Source organism: Micromonospora sp. WMMD1219, from assembly GCF_049315215.1.
Lineage (GTDB): Bacteria > Actinomycetota > Actinomycetes > Mycobacteriales > Micromonosporaceae > Micromonospora > Micromonospora tulbaghiae.
Genome location: NZ_CP186057.1, coordinates 4468934 through 4487951, shown reverse-complemented (window position 1 = coordinate 4487951; position 19018 = coordinate 4468934). Strand labels below are relative to the sequence as shown.

The following is a 19018-nucleotide window of genomic DNA, read 5'->3' as shown; positions in this document are numbered from 1 at the left end:
TTTGCCACCTCCTCGAACCCGCACGCGCTTCCGCCCGTTCTATGGCGGAACCTGGTGTGGGAGGTAGCAATGTTCGAGGTCGCTGTCGTCGCGGATCAGCCGATTTGGCGAGCCGGCTTGGAGAAGCTGGCCGGCGATGATCCGGATCTGCTGGTGCTCGCGGCGGTGGCTACGCTGGCGGATCTGCCGGCCGGCGCGACGTACGACCTGGTGGTTCTGGATGCGGCGGAGCCGGATGCGTCAACGCTGGGGCTGGTCCGCGACGCCACGCCGATCGGGCATCTGCTCGTCAGCGCCGACTGGACGGGCCGTCCGGGGCTGATGGCCGCGATCCGGGCGGGCGCACGCGGCTGTGTGAGTCGGCGCGCGGAGCAGGAGGCGGTGCGGGAGGCCATGCGGGTGACCGCGCAGGGTGGCTTCTATCTGTGCCCGCGGCTGGCGGACCGGTTCCCGGCCGAGTTGCCGGGTTCTCCCGGGAACGAGCAGGGCGGGCTCGCACCGCGGGAGGTGGAGACGTTGCGGTGGATCGCGTCCGGCTTCACGCACTCGCAGATCGCCACACGGATGGGACTGTCCCAGGCGACGGTCAACACGTACGCGAAGCGCATCCGAGCGAAGCTGAACGCCAACAACAAGGCCGAGCTGACCCGCCGCGCGATCGAGCTCGGCCACCTGACGTCTGCGCAGCGCTGAAGCGCTAGAAGATCGTGCGTCCAATCATCATCAGGTGGCCGAAGACGCCGAAGACGCCCATGGTCAGCGGCGCGATGACGATGGCCGCGAGGACGCCGAGTGTTTCGGTGCGGCTGCGGCGGATCGGCGGCGTGGGGCCGGGTCCGTGTGGCTTGGCCGGCGGAATGAACACGCTCATCCCGACTCCGATCGCGACGACGAGCAGCCCCGCCCCGAGCAGGATGAACGCTGCCGTACCGCCGGAGGTGGCGAAGGCGCCCGCTGCCACGACCAGCAGCCCGAAGATACCGACGGTTGCCGCACCGCCCAGCAGGTAGAGTTCGGCGGTGAACGCCGCTCCGCGTGCCCGGGCGGCGACGGCGATGCAGACGAAGACGGCGAGGACCACGGCGAACCCACGTCCGGAGAGCGCCAGCACGGGCAGGGCCACGGCGAGGGTGAGGGCTGGGCCGGCCAGCACGATGGGCAGGATCCGGGCCGAGGTGTGCACGAGTTCGGGGATGGGCCGCAGCGGCGTCCAGGCCGTGATGAGGGCGGCGATACGGCGGCTCAGGGCAAGCATGCCAGTGGCGACCGCTGCGGCGATCGCGGCGGATTCGACGCCGTCTGCTTCCAGGCCGGCGGCGAGTGCGATGGTCAGACCGCCTGCGAGCAGGCCGACCTCGACCGCAACGAAGACCATTTCGGGCATTAGGGCGATCGCCATGAGCATTGCGGTGTTGGCGCCGATGGCGGCGCCGCCCCAGGCCCAGTTGCTGCCGCCGAGGCCGTGAGCGATGAGCAGACCGGCGCAGGCGAAGCCGGGTACGGCGGTGAGCGCGATGGTCAGCACGAGGCCGACCGGTACCGCGGTCTGCCGCTGGCGCAACCCCCAAGCGGTGCCGAGCAGAGCCATGCTGGCGACGGTAAGCCCCGCGGCCGCACCGGTGTCGGTGCGATAGAGCAGCGAGAGCAGGACGGCTGCGGCCATCAGCAGGGCGACGCCGAGGACGAGCAAGACGGGACCGGGATGGACGGTGTCCCGGCGTAGCTGCTCGGTTTCGTCGGCCACTGTCTCGTCGATGTCCTTGAGGTCGGGCACGTCGATCGGGTTCGCCGCGACGTCGTACAGGTAGAGCACCTCGCCGTCGACGACGCCGGCCTGCAGCAGTCCGGTATCGAGGGCGAGCGGCCCGGTGCCACCGCGTGTCAGTGACCAGACGGGCGGCAGCTGGTCGGAGCCTTCCTGGCCGCACAGTTCGGCGAGGCGGGGGGTGTACTCACCCAGCGGACTGAGCGACGGCAGGGCGATGTCGACGCTGCGGTAGGTGCCGACCACAGTGACACGGGTGTGTTCGTTCGCCATGCGGCGGCCTTTCAGTTGACGGGTTCGAGCGCCGGCACGGGAACGGCGGTCTGGATGAGCTGCCTGGGATGGCCGCGCCGGACCAGGACGCCACGGCCGGGCGGGCGCTGGGCAGCGCGTTCGTCGCCGATGATGACTCCTTCCCGATGATCGCCGGAGAGCACGAGGCCACCGCAGCCCATGTCGCGGATGCGGCTGGCGAGCTGGTCGGACGCACCGGCGCGGATCATGCCGGTGACCCGACGGGCGAGGACGAGGTGCAGGCCGACCTCGCGGGACTGCGGGACGAACGGTATGAGGGGGGTAAGGACGGCCTGCGGACCGCCGGAGAGCAGGTCATAGTCGTCGACGACGACGTAGATCTCCGTGCCTTCCCACCAGTCGCGGGCTTTGAGCTGGGCGGGGGTGATGCCGGGCGGAGGGATGCGCTCCTTGAGTTTGTCGACGACGCTCTGGACGTAGACCCGCGCGCTGTCGACGTCACCGGCGTACGCGCCGAGGTGTTCGGGTCCGACGGCGTCCATGAGTGAGTGGCGGTAGTCGAAGAGGACCACCCGCATGTCGTACGCGGAGATGCGTTCGGTGAGCCCAGTCAGCCACGTACGCAAGAAGGTGCTCTTGCCGGACCCGGCGTCGCCGTAGATGAGGAAGTGCGGGTCGCCGGTGGTGAGGTCGAGCCCGACGGTGCTCAGGTCGTTCTCGGCGATGCCGATCGGCACCGCCGTGGGGGTGGCGGCCAGGGCCGGCAACTCGGTGATGGTGATGCGCTGTGGCAGCAGCCGGATCGGGGGTGCCGGCGGACCGTTCCAGTGCTCGGCGATCTGGGCGATGGTCGCCTCCTGGGCTTCGCGCAGCCCGTGTGGGGAGTCGACGCCGTCGAGGCGGGGCAGCACGAGCTGGAAGTAGATGCCCGGTGCGCTGACGCCGCGGCCCGGCACCCCGGCGGGCACGCGGGCAGCGATCCGGCGGTTGACGTCGGATTCGCTGGGGTCGTTGAGGCGCAGCTCGATGCGGGTGCCGATGCTGTCGCGCAGGGCGGGCCGGATGTCGTTCCAGCGTCCGGAGGTGAGCACCAGGTGCACTCCGGAGCCCAGGCCGCGCGCGGCGATCTCGTTGACCGCGGCTTCGGCGCCCTCGAACTCGCTGCGCAGCGCACCCCAGTTGTCGATCATCAGGAAGACGTGCGGCACGTCGAGGTCGGCGATGGTTTCGACGCCCTTGGCGCGCATGGTGCGTTCTCGTTCGACGATCAGTGCACGCATCTCGGCGAAGGTGCGGCCGACCAGTTCGGGTTCGGCGCGACCGGCGACCGTGCCGACATGCGGTGCCGCCGCGTACGGGTGAAGCGTCCCGCCGCCGAAGTCGATGCAGTAGAACCGCATCTCCTCGGGGGTGTGGGTGAGCATTCCGGCGAGCATGATCGTGCGCAGCAGTGAGCTGCGCCCGGTCCGCGGCGCGCCGACGGCGGCGAGGTGCCCGTGCGGGCCGGCGAAGTCCATGACCAGTGTTTCCTGGTCCTGTTTGAGCGGCAGGTCGAGCAGGCCGATCGGCACGGCGAGGCGCCCGGACAGCGGCCAGACGCGGGCGCAGTAGCCGCGTTCCTCCTGGACGGAGGGCTGGCCGATCAGGTGGTCGAGGGCGAGCGCGGCGGGCAGAGGCGGCAGCCACACCTGGTGTGCGGGGCTGCTGACCGAGGTCAGCCGGTTCACCACGATCTTCAGCTCGGTCGGGCCGGGCTGGGTGACGAGCGGCGGTTCCTCGGGCTGCTGCACGATCGCGGTGTGGCTGCGCAGGTCGAACGGCAGCAACGTGCCGTCACCGCGGGCGGTGCTGAACCGTTCCTCCGCGCTGACGTAGGGCGCGGAGACGTGCGCGACGCGGAATCGCTGGTAGATCGACTCGTCCACTTTCAGATAGGCCGAGCCGGGAATCGGGGGCAGCTTGTACGCGTCGGTGGTGCCGATAACTGTTCGGCTCTCGGCGGCGCTGAAGGTGCGCAGGCAGATTCGGTAGGACAGGTGCGAGTCCAGTCCACGCAGCTTGCCCTCTTCGAGCCGTTGGGTGGCCATGAGCAGGTGCATGCCGAGGCTGCGGCCGACCCGGCCGATCTGGACGAAAAGTTCGGCGAACTCGGGGCGCCCGGAGAGCAGCTCGCCGAACTCGTCGACCACGATGAGCAGCGTGGGGAGCGGTTCGAGCGGAGTGCCGTCGACAGCCTTGACGCCCGCCGCGCGACGCATCTGGTATTCGCGGACGGTGTCGAGGTTTCCGGCGTCACGCAGGAGCCGCTGACGGCGTTGCTGTTCGCCCATCAGGGCGGCGTGTACCCGGTCGATCATGGCAGCGTCGTCGGCGAGGTTGGTGATCAGCCCGGAGACGTGGGGCAGGCCCTGCAGCGGTGCGAATGCCGCGCCACCCTTGAAGTCGATGAGGACGAAGCTGAGAAGCTCCGGCGAGTGGGTGAGCGCGAGGCCGGTGACCAGCGTACGCAGCAGTTCGCTCTTGCCGGAGCCGGTGGCTCCGACGACGAGGCCGTGCGGCCCGGAACCGCCCTGCCCGGATTCTTTGATGTCGAGCATGACGATCTGGCCGTCCCCGTCGACCCCGATCGGTGCACGCAGCATCCGCGGATCCCCGGCGTCGACCCATCGGCTGGTGATGTCGCCGCTGCCGGGATCGGTGCCGAGGATCATCTCGCTCAGCGACCGGGTGCGGGTGAGGACCTGTTCGCGTTCGTCGCTGAGCCGCAGCGGTGCGAGGTTGCGCGCGACGAGTTCGGCCAGCAACGGCGACATGTCGTCGGGCCAGCACCGCAACGCCCGGGTGCCGACCAGTTCGCCGCGTCCTTCCGTGACCACGTGCCCCGCGTCGTCGATGCGGATCCGCAGGTCGACCCGGCTGGGTTCGTCGAGCTCCCGGTCACCGCAGAAGATCAGGGTGAGGCCGAGCTGGGTTCCGGCTCCGGCGAGCAGTGCGGCCATGAGGTCGGAGCGGCCCCATTCGGAGAACGGCGCGAATCCGGTGAAGAGCACGACCAGCCGCCGCTGTCTGGCGGCGGGACGGTCACCGCTGAACGCGTTGCGCCGGGTGTTCTGAAGCTCGGTGCGCCGAGTGAGTTCGGCCTGGAGGAAACCGATCAGGACATCGGGGTCCTCGGCGACCAGCGACACCGATCCGCTGTCGCTGCGGGCGTCCGGCTCGAACGTGTGCGGCAGCCACTTGGTCCATTCCCAGTGTTCGGCGCCGCCGGTCTCGACCACCATTGTGACGTCGTCGGGGGCGTGCAGCACGGCGATCTGGCACAGCAGGCCCCGGGTGAGCAGGTCGGTGCGGGCCCGTTCGCCGACGACGCTGATGACTCCGGCGTTGCCCACGTCGATGATCACCGGCTGGTTGTCGAGGTAGCCCATCCGGTCGATCAGCCGATGTGCCGCCTGCAGGGAGTCCCAGTCGTATTCGCCGAGCGGGTCCATCTTGGGGTCGAGCTCGATCGGCGTGGCGAGCCGTACCAGACCGTGTCCGATCCGTACGCGCAGGAAGTCGGCGTCTTCCTGGCGTCGTTCCCACACCCGGTGCCGGTTGATGCTGATCGACCACAGCCGCATCGGGTCGGGGTCGGCGAGTGCCGCGACGGTCCGCTGGGCCTGGGCGACCTCGCGGGCCTGGTCGCGGGCCAGCGCGAGGTGCCGGCGGTAGCGGATGCGCTGCTTACGTGCGGTGCGGTTGTTGCTGCTGCGGTTCTGCATCCGCATCGCGACGACCGCGCCGGCGGAGGTCAGGAAGAACAGCACACCGATGATGATCATCGCGGGCTTGCCAAAAGTGATCATGTATGCGGCCATGCCGACGCTGCTCAGCAGCGGCAGAACCAACGTCCATGCGGAGTTCGCCGCGTTGTCCTTGGGCGGTTCGGGCGGGCTGGGCAGGGTCACCGTCTGCGCCGGCAGCTGCGGCAGCAGCATCCGGGCGGGCCGGTGGAAGGCCAGGCGGCTCATCAGGCTCCTCAGCCTCGGACGTCGAAGTCGACGTCGGTCAGGTCCACGGCTTCCAGCGTGCTGAGCTGTTCGTCGGTGGGATCGTCGAGGGCGCTGATGCGCCCGGCGTGCTGTTCGGTCATCGCCTGGAAGACCTTGCGCGCGTATCGACCGTTGCCGAAGCCATCGCCGCGGTCGACGGTGGCGAAGAACTCGGCCAGTCGGTCCTGAGCACCGTCGGAGAGCCGGTAGTCGTGGTCCTTGGCCTGCTTGCCGACGATCTGGACCATGTCGGCCTCGGAGTAGTCGTCGAAGGTCAGGGTGCGTGAGAACCGGGACGACAGGCCCGGGTTGGCGGCGATGAAATGGCGCATCTCGTCGGGGTAGCCGGCCACGATGACGACGACCTCCTCGCGGTGGTCCTCCATGAGCTTGACCAGCGTGGCGATCGCCTCGCGGCCGAAGTCGGCGCCCTGCCCCTCGGGCACCAGCGCGTAGGCCTCGTCGATGAACAGCACGCCGCCCAGGGCGCGCTCGAACGCGGCCTGGGTCTTGGGTGCGGTGTGCCCGACGTACTCGCCGACGAGCATGCCGCGGTCGACCTCGACGAGGTGGCCGCTGCTGAGCATGCCCAGCGCGGCCAGCAGCTGGCCGTAGAGCCGGGCGACTGTCGTCTTGCCGGTGCCGGGGTTGCCCGCGAACACCAGGTGCCGGGACATCGGCGGCGGTGCCAGACCGGCCTCGCGACGCCGTTTCACCAGGTGCATCAGCTTGACCATCGTCCCGACGTCCTGCTTGACCCGGGTCAACCCGATCAGCTCGTCGAGCTGGTCGAGCAGCGGCTGGAGCTTGTCGCCGCCCGCCTGGAGCGCGGGGCCGGCAGCCGGGGTCGCGACCGGCGCCGGGGCAGCGCCCTGTGCCGCAACCGCGGCCGAGGGCCAGCGCGCCGCACCGACCCCCGAGCTGTGACATTCGGTGAAGGTCGCCGACGCCCTGTCCCCCTGGCTGACGTCCTCGTCCGTATCGCGTACGGCGCACCTGTGGAACTCCGGGTCGGCGTCGTCGCCGACGTAGACGGCGGGATACCCGGTCCGGGAGAACGTCGAGTCGGTGACGCTGCCGTGCGCACCCGTTCCGAAGTAGATGCCGTTCTTCTTCGTGTCCGCGACCGTCAGCCGCCGCATGGACGGGCGGGCGCCGGTCCAGACGGCCACCCCGCTGCCTCCGATGCCGGTGACCTCGCATTCGTCGAGCGTCGGCTCGGCGTCGACGTCGATGAAGATGCCGGCGGCACCGCAGCCGCGTACGGCGGTCCGCGTGATCGCCGGTGCGGCACCGGCCCCGACCTCCACTCCGGTCTGGGCGATGTCGCTGATGACGCAGTCCTGCAGCAGCGGCCGGTGCGGGGTGTCGACCCGCACGCCGGTGGGGCATCCGGCCACTGTCAGCCCGCGAAGCTGGGCGTCGGCGGTCTCGTCGATCTGGATGCCGCCCATGGCGGCCCGCTCGACCCGGCCGCCGCGTACATGCAGGATCGCCGCACCGGAGGCGCGCACGCCCAGCTCGGAAGTGCCCTCGACGGTGACTCCGAGCAGGGTGACGGCCGCCGCCGCGGTCAGGTGCACGGCGGTGAACCCGCAGGTGGTCAGGGCGGCGTCGCGCATCAGCAGCCGGCTCGCGCCGACCGCGAAGACGCCGTTGGCCGCGGCGGTGCTCAGCGCGCCGCCGGTCCAGCGCACCTCGGCGTCGTCCCGCAGGGCGAGCGCGGTCTGCAGGCTGTCGGACACGGTGGAATCGCGTACGCCCAAGCGGCTCTGCTGTGCGGCCAGCACCCCGGCGGTGCCGGCCCGGACGATTGTGGTGTCCACCAGCAGCGTCCCGGAGGTGCCGCCGGTGACGAGCCCGGCCGCGCCGGTGCGGCTGATCTCGCAGTCACGGACGACCACGCCGGCGCCCACCGGCGGCTCGACGATCTCGTGTTCGTCGGCTCGTCCGGGTCGCACGGGCGACCACCAGGCGCCGTCGCCGGGCAGGTCACCGAGCACGCGTACGCCGTCGCGGCCGACGTCGTGCACCTGACTGCCGGACAGGCGCAGCACGCCGGCGTCGCGGACCTCGACACCGGCGTCGGCGGCTCCGCCGATGTCGCAGCCGGTGAGCACGGCCGAGGCGGTCCCGGCGAGGCGGACCGCGGTCCCCGGGCTGTCGGCGAGCACGGCGTCGATGAGGGTGAGCACGGCAGAACCGGTAGCGGCCACTGCGGCTCCGGTCACCCGCAGTCGTTCGGCATCGAGCCTGGCCCCGTCGGCCACGCCCACCGCGACGTCCTCGGCGCCGTCCACCGAGCAGCCGGTCAGCCGGGCCGTGGCCCGACCGGTGAGCAGCACCGACCCGCCGGCGACCCGGCTGTCCTCCAGGTTCAGGTGCCCGGAGGCCACCGTGACATCGCCGCGGATCATCAGGCCGCGTGCGGTGACCGTGCCCGCGCGTACCGTCACGGCCGGTCCTTCGGCCGCGACCAGCTCGACCAGACCGCTCTCGTTCTCGGCCATGACGGTGACGGTGCCGTCCAGCACCAGACACTCGCGGTAGGTGCCGGCCGCCACCGCCACGATCGTGCCCGGCTTGGCGGCGCGCACGGCCGCGCCGATCGTGCGGTGCCGGCTCCACGCCCGGGTGGAGACCCGTTCGACCTTCGCCGCCGCCACCTCAGGACGCACAGTTCACCCGCACCTGGGCCAGGACTATCTGTGCCTGCTCGACACCGGAGGCGTCCTTCGCGTCGAGCCGCACGGCGATCTCGTTGCGGTTCACCGGGAAGGTTCCGGCGTCGAACCAGGTACCGGCGGCCTTGTGCTGGTCGACTGTGAAGTTGGCGTACGGCGTGCCGGCGCCCCCGGCGGTGATCGTGTACTTGACCCGGTCGGCAAGTGTGGCTCCGGGTACCTCCGGCACATAGATCCCGACCTGGCAGGAGGTGGTGCGCTCGCCGGTGCTGAACGACCACGTCGACGTCTGCGCCGGGGTCCGTTGCCCGACGGGCAGGGGCAGCGTCGCGAACGTGCCACGGCAGCCGTCCTGCCGCCAGCCGCCGGTGCCGATCGTCCGCCACTGCCCGGTGCGACCCTGGGCTTCGAAGCCGCGGTCGGCACGCGCCTCACAGTCCCAGCCGGCGACCGCGTTGAAGGGCTCGGCCGGCCGTGGGGCCGAGCTAGCCGACGACTTGCCCTTGAACGCCGCCTTCTCGGCGGCGCTCATCGGCTTGACCAGGTTCCAGAACACTCCGACGACGACGGCACCCACCGCCACCAGCGCGGTGACGGTGATCAGGGTCGGCAGCCGGACGGTCGCCCGCTCACTCGCCGGGCGCGCGGCCGCGTGTTCGACGAAGGCCCGGACGAACTGGCTGCGCCGGCTGAGTGCCTCGGACGCCCGATGCTCGACGTCCGGCCCGGCCGGATGTTCGGTTTTCGTTGCCCCAGTCATGTTGCTCCGCGCTCGGCTCGCCGGTGTGTGGCTGCCCCGGATCATCGCGCGCACTGCGGGGACGCGGCCAAGCCCCGCGAACAGGGGACAGCCGCCCGGCCCTCACCTGGTCCGCGCGGTCACGGCGGCTCACGGGCAGGGGCCTCCCGCGCAGACGTCGATCACCTTGCCGGTGAGCAGGAACACCGCCTTCTGCCGCTGGGCGCCGGGCTGGGCACGCGGGAACTCGTGCGAGTCCTCGCCGTACTCCGGTCCGGCGGGTGCGAGGTTCGTCGGCGGCGGGGCGTACGCGGCACCGCTGTTCCAGACCACCATGGCCGAGCCGGCGTACGGGTACCTGCGGATCGGCGCGATGCCCCAGAACGGCCGCACGTCCGGCGACCAGCCGGGGGCGAGCGCCGGGGTGTGCAGGCGGGCGCCGATGGTGCGCGCCTGGACCTCCGCCGCGGCGGTCGAGACCTGCTGGTCGGCGAAGGCCACGTGCATCAGCACCCGGTGCGCCGGGGTCCTCGGCAGCGGCCGGTCCGTCATGTGCTGGGCGTACCCGTTGGCCTCGGACCGGTCCCACAGCATCTGGAGCAGACCGAAGACGATCTGCTGGTCGATCCGGTCCGGGTAGTAGCCGTCCAGGACGGTCTGGAACGGGGCGAAGTCGACGCTGCGTTGCAGCAGCGTGGAGTAGTTCATCGCGGGCACGCCGAGCACCGAGCGGGTCCAGTCCTGGGCGATGGCGGTGAGCGCGCCGCCGTTGATGCCGCCCTGGCTGTTGCCGTCGTAGTGCAGTCCGCCCTTCACGTCGATCAGCGGCCGCCCGGCGGCGTCGCGGAACGCCGGGTGGGCGGCGAACCCGTTGCGGTGGATCATCGCCCGGCCCAGGAACAGGAAGTTCAGGAAGCTCTGCTGGAGCCGGTCGGCCACCGCCGGGAAGGCGCTGAGGTCGGTGAAGGCGCCCGCCACGTACGGGACGTCCGCCGCGGCCATGCCGATCCAGCTCGTCGCGCAGAACGTGAAGTCGTACGTCTGCGACATGGTCTTGACGTTGCCGGCGTTGACCTCGGTGGGCCGGCCGAGCAGGCCGTGGCCGTAGAGCGAGAGGTGGGCCGGTCGCGCGGCGGACGCGCTGCGCGGGATGTTGCAGACGAAGTCGGCCGCCACTGTCGTGCCGGACGGTGTGGGCAGGGCGCTCGGCCCCGGCGGGGTGCCGTCGCCGCCGGGCGGCCCGTAGTGCAGGCGGGAGCCCGGCCCGCCGTCACCGGTCAGGTAGGACGGTACGGCGACGGTGCCGGTCACCTGCCGGGCGATCAGCGGATCCTGCTCCGGCGTGTAGTCGGTGACCTGGCTGACGGTGAACGAGGGCGCGCGGCGGCCGAGCGCGGCGAAGGCGCCGTCCCGGACCGCCAGCATCCGCCCGGTCAGCCCCTGCCGGCTGGCGACCGTGAAGTCCCAGGCGAGGTAGAGGCTGTGCCGCTTGACCCCGGCCCGGCTCAGGTCGGCGAGGATCCGCTTCATCTGCGGCGCGCGCGGGTCACGCCGGTCCACGCCGGCGCCGGTGACGTACGCGCGGAACGCCTTCGGCGCCGGGATCAGCGCGCCGTCGCCGTCGCGCATACCGCGCAGGCCGACGACGTAGCGGGCGCCCTCGGTCAGCGCTACCGCCGGCCGGATGATCAGCGCCTGCCGGTCCGGGCTGCCGGTCGCGTGCGCGTCCAGTTCCGCCCAGTACGGCGTACGCCGGCCGGTGCGGGCGTCGAGCAGCACGATCGGCGCGTCCGGCGCCAGGGAGCGGCCGACGTCGGTGACCGGCGCGATCCGCGTCCGCGCGGCGTCGAGGCCGGGTACGCGCGCCAGGATCGGCGAGCCGGGGCTGAAGCCGTCCTGCCGGTTCCACTCGGCCGGGTCGATCGGCACGCCGAGCACGTTGGCGGGCATCGCGGAGGCCGCGAACCGGACCCGCTTGCCGGTCGGGGTGCTGCGGTCCGGGACGGTGAAGTAGTCGTTCGGGAACGGCAGCAGGCAGGCCGCCGGGTCGATCGGGTCGCAGGACCGCTGTCCGGGCGGCGCGGGAGGCGCGGACGGCGCCGCGGCGGCGCCGGAGCCGAGCAGCACGGCCGATGCGGTCACCAACGCGGACACGGCGAGACGGAGCCGTCTGGGGGTGGGCACGCGTGTCTCCTTCGACATCGGACGGTGGTGTTCTTCCTACGCTCGTGAACGGATCTCGGCAAGGGCCCGCACATCGACACTGCCGGATCAACGACGAAGAATCCGCAGGTCAGGCGCATAGCCCTACGGTGGGTCGCGAAGCATTCACGTCCAGTGGAGGACGTCATGACCACTCCCGCCCCCACACCACCGCCTCAGCTCCAGGTCGCCCTCGGCACCGCCGCCGATCCCGGTTCCGTGCACGCCGTCACCGGCACCGGCACGGCGTTGCTCGTCACCCACTACCCCGCGTCCGGCGCCGGCCGGCTGCACGTGCTCGACCCCCGTACCCTCGCCCCGGTCCGCCCGTCGCTGCCGGTCGGCCACGAGCCCCGCGCGGTGGCCTGGCACCCCGGACGCGGGCAGGCGTACGTGATGAACCGGGGCGTGCAGAGCTACAGCGTCTCCCGGTGCGACCTGGCCACCGGCACGGTCACCGACATCCCGATCGGCTTCGGGCTGATCGCGATCGCCGTGGATCCGGTGGCCGACCTGCTCTACACCGCCGACTGGGCGCACAGGCGCCTGCACGTGATCGAACTGGCGGACCCCACGCAGCGGCGCGTCGTGCCGCTGCCGTCGGCGCCGAACCGGCTCGCGGTGGCCCCGGACGGCACCGTCTACGCCACGCTGTACGTCAAGGGGCTCGTGCCGGCCGACGACGCGCTCGCCGTGCTGCGTCCGGACGGGACGCTCACCGTGGCGCCGATCGAGCCCGCCCACCTCCAGCCGGGCGGGGTGGCGGTCGCGCACGACGGGATGATCTACGTCGGCTCGCTCGGCGGCGGGACCGTGCACCCGCTGTTCGGCGTGCACGACCCGGACAGCGGCCTGCGGCTCGGCGCGGTGCCGAGCGCGGCGGGCGTCCGCGACCTCGCGGCCGTGCCGGGATTGTCCCGGGCCTGGCTGGCGACGGACAAGGGCGTCCAGCTCGTCGACACCACCAACCCGTACGCGCCGCGCACGCTCGATCCGATCACCACCGGCCACGCCCCGTACGCGGTGGCGGTCACCGCCGACGGCACCGCGTACGTGGGCGACGTGGTGGACGGCACGGTGTCGCTGATCCGGCCGGACGTGGCGAACCTGCCCCTGGACGCGGTCGCCACGCTGCTCACCGAGGCGGGCTTCGCCCCCACCACCGGGCTCGGCGCGGCGATCCGGGCGTACCAGACGTTCCACGAGCTGCCGGTGACCGGACGGCCCGACGCCGTCACCGCCGCCCACCTGACCGCACCGGGCTGCGGCACCCCGGACCGGACGACCACCACCGGTTTCGTCCTCCAGGGTGGACACTTCCGGCACACGAACCTGACCTACCACCTCGGTGACATGACGATGCCGTACGCCCGGGACGAGTTCACCGACGCGCTGAAGCACGAGCTGATCCAGGTGTCGTTCGACGTGTGGCGCGAGGTGCTGGGCGAGAACTGGTACGGGCCGTTCGAGTTCACCCGCGTCTTCGACCCGGCGCAGGCGGACATCGTCTTCTCCGTCGGCGACGACCCGGTGTTCCACGACACCGGCTGGTTCCGGACCGTCTACGCGGTGACCAAGTGGGGGGCCGCTCCGGGCTGGCCCGACACGGGCGGCCAGCTTCCGGTCATCTTCAACCGGAAGATCAACTGGGACGCGCACGGGTACTTCGACGTCGACCTCCACGGCCCCGACTTCCGGCACGTCGCCACGCACGAGATCGGCCACGCGTTCGGGCTCAACCACGGCAAGAGCGGCAACGTGATGCACCGCAACGCGAGCTGGTACCGGGTGCCGAAGTCCGACGACCGCAACGGCTTCTTCGCCATGTACGGGCGGCTGCCGTTCACCGACGGCGTCGGCATCCGGGTGCTGCCGGACGTCGACCACGTCGCCTACTCCGACTGCGAGCGGCACCTGGTGGTGCACTACCCCGAAGGCGACGGGTGGACGTGGACGAGGCTCACCGCGGACGTGGGCGCGCCCCGGATGGCCCGCGGCACCTCCCCGTCGCCGTTCTTCGCCCACGACGGCGTGCCGTCGTACGTCTACGCCGGGGACGGCGGCCACGTCCTCCAGATCTGGTACGACCAGGGCCAGTGGTGGTGGGGTGACCTGACGCAGGACAGCGGCGGCCCGCCCGCCGTGCGGTACGGCCCGCACGCCTACCGCAACGGCGACACCCAGCGGGTCGTGTACAGCGCCACGGACGGCCGGACCATCCGGCTGTCCCAGGCGCCCGGCGAGGGCTGGGTCTGGCAGGACGTGTCGGTGGAGGGCGCGGTCGCCGCCGACGGCACCCCCTACGGGTACGTCGACGGCGTCACCGGCCTCGACGTCATCGTCTACCGGGACGCCGAGGAGCACCTGCGGATGCTGTGGGAGGGCCCCGAGGGCTGGGGGCAGATCTCGCTGACCTGGGCCACCCAGGCGGAGAACCCGCTGCCGCTGACCATGATGCCGGTGTGGGGCGAGCACCGCGCCGGCGAACGGCACCGGGTGTTCGGCCTCGACCACCGGCAGGACATCCGGATGTACGCCGTCGGCGACGACGGCGCCTGGCACACCCGGTCGCTGACCGCGGAACTCGGCCTGCCGGAGTGCAGCGCGTCGGCGGTGCAGCGGCTGCCCGGCGTGGACGGCGCGCCCGACGGCTGGCTGCTGGTCTTCGCCGACTTCGACGGCGGGCTGTGGGAGCTGACCGGCGACGGCGACACGTGGCAGGCCGAGCGGGTGCAGATCGACGGGATGCCGCCGGTGGGGCGCAGCGTGCTGTCGGTGTGGCTGGGCGGCGGCCGGCTCCAGATCACGTACACGGCGGCGAACGGCAACATCCAGTTGCTGTCCCGCGCCCTCGGCGACCACGACTGGCAGCGCACCAACCTGACCCGGGTGTCCGACGTGGTGTGAGAGGGCGAGGCCTCCCGCCGTCCGCCTCCTCCCGGTGGCGGACGGCGGGAGGACCGGGCTAGCCGACGACCACGACGCGACCCTGGTTCAGCGGTTGCAGGTGCGCCGGGTCGAGATCGTCCGGTGCGCCCCGGCCGCTGTCGTAGACGACGCGCCCCCCGTCGCTCTCCCAGATCCGGATCCGGAACCGGTCCACGTCACGCCCGTCCGGTGCGTCGGAGACGGTGAGCTGGTACGCGTACCCCGGCCGGCCGTCCACCGTGCCCTCGCCCTGGTACCGGCCCACCGATCCGGCGACGGTCAGGCGCTCGTGCGTGATGCCGGCGAACGTGAACCCACGGTCCGGCAGCCGGAAGGTGGTCGTGCCGAACGGCGTGGGCGAACCCTTCACCAGGCCCGCGACGAAGGCGAACTCCCCCGGCCCGGTGGCGGCCACGTCCGCGCTGAGCGCCCCAGCCGGTGAGACGATCGCGCCCGAGCCGGCCACAGTGACGTCCGACGGGTCGTAGACCACGATCCGTACCTGCTGCCGCCCGGTGCCGCCGTCGTCGCCGGTCACGGTGAGGCGCGCGACGTGCACACCGGGCCGCAGCTCACCGCCGGCCACGCAGACGCCCTCGTTGCGCTCCCCGGTGACCACCCCGGGCGTGGCCGGGGCCGGACCGTCGCCGTCCCAGTCGACAGCGCACCGGTGCGTGTCCGGCACACCCGGGTCGGTGAACGTGGCCCGCACGGTGACCGGTCCGGCCACCCGCAGCTCCTCGTCGAGCGCGATCGGGCTCACCTCGATCGGCCGGTTCGCCACGGTGACGGTCACCGTGTCGGTGGTGGTGCCGTGGCGGGCGTCGGTGGCGGTGAGTTCCAGCCGGTACGTGCCCGCCCGGTCGGCGCGGAACGACGGCGTGCGGGCCGGGCCCTCCAGCCGCAGGCCGCCGCCGAGCCCGCCACCGTCCGGCTGGGCGAGCACCGCCCAGGACAGGGTCACCGGGTCGCCGTCCGGGTCGGTGGTCCGGGTCGCGTCGAGGGTGACGGTGTCACCCTCGACGGCGGCCCGGTCGGGCCCGGCGTCGGCGGTGGGCGGACCACCGGCCGGCAGGACCCGGCCCACAGTCACCTCGGTACGCGCGGTGGCCCGCAGGCCGTCGGCGTCGGTGGCGGTGACGGTGACGACGTGCCGTCCCTCGCTGAGCTGACCCGGGGTACGGGTGGCGCCGGCGCCGAGGTCGCCGTCGCGGTCGGAGGTCCAGCGCACCGCCGCCCCGTCCAGGTCGCCCTGTTCCGGGTCGGTGACGGACGCGGCGAGCGTGACGGTCTGCCCGGTGGCGAAGAACGTGCCGCCCATCGGAGCGGTGATCCGTACCGAAGGGTTCTTGCCGACGACGGTGAGCGGGCCGCTCGTCGCGTCGGCGGTGTTCACCCCGTCGGTGACCCGCACCCGCAGCCGGCCGGTGGCCGCGCCGCCGGTGCCCGCGAGCTGCGCGGCGTCCACCGTGTACGACGTCCCGGTGAGCCCGGCGGCGAGCACCCGCCAGTCGTCGGTGCCGTCCGGGCTGTACAGGACGCTCGCGGTGACCGGGCCGCCGTCGGTGTCGCCGGCGTTCCAGCCCACCGTGACCGGCCCGGTGGCCGGTACCGACGCGGGTGGCGCCTCGCCCGCCAGCGCCACGACGGGCGGGTTCGCCGACACCGCGAGGGTGGCGAGGTTCCGCCCGGCACGGGTGTCCACGAGCGTCACCCGGCGGGTGCCGGGGGCGAAGTCGACGACCTCGTGGAAGGGACGTGTCGCGGCGTGCTCGGTGGCCGCCCCCGGGGTGAACGGGTGCTCGGCGAGCGTCGCCCCGGTGGCGTCGAGCAGTCGCAGCGCGTACGGGCCGGGGGTGGTGGCCGGGCGCTCGGTGGTACGGGTCAGCCGCTGCCCGGTGAGGGTGGCGTCACCGTCGCCGACGGCGCCGGACAGTGCCAGCAGGTCACCGGTCGCGCCCTGCTGGGCGGGCGGGTTCTGGACGCGGTTGCGCCACAGCCGCCACAGGTCGTCGGAGATCCACTTGTTCCGGCAGTAGCTCATCATGTCGGCGACCGGCGGGCTGGTGTCCGGTGCCCAGACGACCCGGCGCGGAGCCCCGACCGAGTAGTCGCCGTAGTCGTAGCCGGCGAAGCGGGGATTCGCCAGGTCGGGCCCGCCGATGGTGCCGCGCGGGTACGGGTAGGTTCGCCGCCCGGTCTCGTCGTCGGGGTCGTCGGTGCACTCCACGTGCTGCGCGCCGAGCAGGTGCCCCAGCTCGTGCAGGATGATGGTGGGATCGTGCGATCCGCCGACCGCCACCCATCCGGGGATGTTCTCGGCGATGCCGCCCATCTGGTTCCGGTTCACCATGACGAGGTGGTGAACACCGGGCTCCCGCGTCCCTGCCGTCGCCTGCCGGTAGCGGTCGAGCACCGAACGCGCGTCCTGCGCGTCGCGGTAGTAGCTGTCGTCGCCGATCCAGCGGAACGGGTGGTCGTCGCGGTGGTCGGCGCGGGTGACCTCCAGCCGGCTCGTCGGAAGCGTGCGCCGCAGCAGCGACTCGGCCCGGTCCAGGTCGGACTCGGGAGGTAGCACGGTCTGCCCGTCGCGCTGGTAACCGAACCGGATCAGCTTGACGCGTACCGGTTCGGACGCCTGGAAGCGCACCGTGCGCTCGGCCACGTTGTCCAGGTGGTCGGGCTCGGTCACGCGGCGGTCCGGGTTGATCTCGACCCGCAGTGTGACCGCTCCCTCGCTCGTCCACTGGGTGGGCAGCTCGAACAGGAAACCGCCGCCCAGTTGTCCGCGCCGTACCGTCGGGTCCGGCACCAGCAGGCGGCCCGGGTTGGCCGGGGCGAGCGGCGGGCCCAGCGACGTGCCGTCGGGCCGGAACCCGTGCAGGGCGGCCGTCACCGCGGGCGTCGCCGCGTCGGTGCCGACGTACGCCCGCACGACAGTGCGGCGGTCGGCGACCAGGTCGACGGAGTTGCCCAGGTCCTGGATGACCTGGGTGGCCTCCACCCCGTTCACCGTCAGGTTCGGCCCGGGTGCGGTGCAGGTGTTCAGGTAGACGCGCAGGGTGTTGTCGACCTCGTCCAGGACTGCCACGTCGAGGGACTGGTTGTTGTCGAACCGGCCCACCGCCGCCTGCACCGGCCGGCTGCCCGCCGCGAGCACCGCCGGGCTGCCGAACGTGCCGTCACCGTTGCCGGGGAAGACGTAGACGGCGCGGCTGGCGTAGCCGACCACCACCAGGTCCGGCCGGCCGTCCCGGTTGACGTCGGCGACGTCCACGTCGTGCGGGCCCTCGCGTCCCGGGGTCTGCGGCCCCAGGTCCAGCGACGGCAACTCCCGGGGTGCCGGCGGGAAGCCGCCGGACGGCGGGTCGCGGAAGTCGCTCCACAACCGGATCCGGTCCTCGCCGAGGATCGCCACGGCCGCGTCGAGCCGGCCGTCGAGGTCGAAGTCGGCGATCGCAGGCTGCAACGCCTCGCCCAGCCCTTCGATCCGGGGCGCGGGGCTGTTCCTGCCGTCACGGATCACCGAGACCGTGCCCTGCTCGTAGCTGCTCAGCAGCACGTCGGGCACGCCGTTGCCGGTCAGGTCGCCGGCGGCGAGCCGGTAGGGGCGGACGTACGACGGCTGGTCGCCGAGGAGGAACCGGTCGTCGAGGCTGCCGTTGAGGTTGCGGATCACCACCACCCGGTCGTCGTCCGGCTCGGACTGGATCCGGGGGTCGACGGCGGCGAGGTCGGGCCGCAGGTCACCGTTGAAGTCGGCCACCGCGACGTCCGCCACGCTACGACCGTCCAGCAGGAGTCCGCCCGGCCCGAACCTCGGGTCGGTACCGACGTTGCCGTACCACATGCCCACCCCCTCGGTGGTGGCGGCGGCGAAGTCCGGTTTGGCGTCCCGGTTGAAGTAGCCGACGGCGATGCGGCGCGGCGTGCCCGAAACGGGATAGACCTCGGGCCGGCCACCGGGCGTCGTCGACGTGCGGAACGTGCCGTTGCCGACGGCGATGAGCTGGTGCACGTCGCCGTCACCGCTCGCCGACGCGACGAGCAGGTCGTCGAAGCCGTTCTGGTTGGTGTCGACCGCCTCGACGTCACGGGGAGCGGCGATCCCGGCGACCGCCGGCATGGCCGTGAACCCGAACGTCTCGCAGCCGGCGACGAGGCCAGCTCCCGGCGGGCCGGCGGCCCGGACCGGTGCCGCCGCGCCGGGCACGCCCGTCCCGGGGCCGAGCAACGCCACGGCCAGAGCGGCCGCGATCGCGCCGGCCCACAGGCCGGATCTTCCTGATCGCATCACTGTCACCTTTCCGTGCGCACCGGCCGGAGGGCACGGCTGCGCACAGTCGTCGGAGGAGATGAGAGGTCTCGATGGGTCGACGGGAGACGATGGCGCCGCCGTCGGTCGTGCCCG

The 19018-nt window shown here is 72.3% G+C and carries 8 protein-coding genes; 2 read left to right on the top strand and 6 right to left on the bottom strand.

The window, feature by feature from the left end:
- Nucleotides 1–69 precede the first annotated feature (69 nt).
- Nucleotides 70–693: a LuxR C-terminal-related transcriptional regulator gene (locus ACN27C_RS21025; RefSeq protein WP_422747571.1), complete on the top strand. Its 624-nt coding sequence runs from the start codon at nt 70–72 to the stop codon at nt 691–693.
- A 4-nt stretch (nt 694–697) separates the two neighbouring features.
- On the opposite strand, the gene ACN27C_RS21020 is transcribed toward ACN27C_RS21025, so the two are convergent.
- The 5 genes from ACN27C_RS21020 to ACN27C_RS21000 all read right to left on the bottom strand — a co-directional run bounded on the left by ACN27C_RS21020 (nt 698) and on the right by ACN27C_RS21000 (nt 11661).
- Entirely contained in the window at nt 698–2038 is a 1341-nt protein-coding gene (locus ACN27C_RS21020; RefSeq protein ID WP_422747569.1) for an EsaB/YukD family protein, read from the bottom strand.
- 11 nt (nt 2039–2049) lie between these two features.
- Nucleotides 2050–6033: a type VII secretion protein EccCa gene (eccCa, locus tag ACN27C_RS21015; protein WP_422747567.1), complete on the bottom strand. Its 3984-nt coding sequence runs from the start codon at nt 6031–6033 to the stop codon at nt 2050–2052.
- An 8-nt stretch (nt 6034–6041) separates the two neighbouring features.
- Nucleotides 6042–8732 carry a right-handed parallel beta-helix repeat-containing protein gene (locus tag ACN27C_RS21010; protein WP_422747565.1) on the bottom strand — a complete coding sequence of 897 codons (2691 nt, stop codon included), beginning with the start codon at nt 8730–8732 and terminating at the stop codon, nt 6042–6044.
- The gene (locus tag ACN27C_RS21005; protein ID WP_422747563.1) at nt 8722–9498 is read right to left on the bottom strand and encodes a hypothetical protein; all 777 of its coding nucleotides are present in this window, start codon (nt 9496–9498) and stop codon (nt 8722–8724) included. Before ACN27C_RS21005 ends, ACN27C_RS21010 begins: the two co-directional genes overlap by 11 nt.
- 129 nt (nt 9499–9627) lie before the next feature.
- A complete protein-coding gene (locus ACN27C_RS21000) occupies nt 9628–11661 on the bottom strand; it encodes a hypothetical protein (RefSeq protein WP_422747561.1) in 2034 nt (677 codons plus the stop codon).
- 165 nt (nt 11662–11826) lie between these two features.
- On the opposite strand from ACN27C_RS21000, the gene ACN27C_RS20995 reads away from it, so the two are divergent.
- Nucleotides 11827–14586 carry a matrixin family metalloprotease gene (locus ACN27C_RS20995; protein ID WP_422747559.1) on the top strand — a complete coding sequence of 920 codons (2760 nt, stop codon included), beginning with the start codon at nt 11827–11829 and terminating at the stop codon, nt 14584–14586.
- A gap of 58 nt (nt 14587–14644) precedes the next feature.
- On the opposite strand, the gene ACN27C_RS20990 is transcribed toward ACN27C_RS20995, so the two are convergent.
- Nucleotides 14645–18901: an FG-GAP-like repeat-containing protein gene (locus ACN27C_RS20990; RefSeq protein ID WP_422747556.1), complete on the bottom strand. Its 4257-nt coding sequence runs from the start codon at nt 18899–18901 to the stop codon at nt 14645–14647.
- Nucleotides 18902–19018 lie beyond the last annotated feature (117 nt).

Coding starts and splice junctions, on each gene's coding strand:
- ACN27C_RS20995 (WP_422747559.1), top strand. CDS start 11,827: ATGACCACTCCCGCCCCCACACCACCGCCTCAGCTCCAGGTCGCCCTC.
- eccCa (WP_422747567.1), bottom strand. CDS start 6,033: ATGAGCCGCCTGGCCTTCCACCGGCCCGCCCGGATGCTGCTGCCGCAG.
- ACN27C_RS20990 (WP_422747556.1), bottom strand. CDS start 18,901: ATGCGATCAGGAAGATCCGGCCTGTGGGCCGGCGCGATCGCGGCCGCT.
- ACN27C_RS21020 (WP_422747569.1), bottom strand. CDS start 2,038: ATGGCGAACGAACACACCCGTGTCACTGTGGTCGGCACCTACCGCAGC.
- ACN27C_RS21025 (WP_422747571.1), top strand. CDS start 70: ATGTTCGAGGTCGCTGTCGTCGCGGATCAGCCGATTTGGCGAGCCGGC.
- ACN27C_RS21005 (WP_422747563.1), bottom strand. CDS start 9,498: ATGACTGGGGCAACGAAAACCGAACATCCGGCCGGGCCGGACGTCGAG.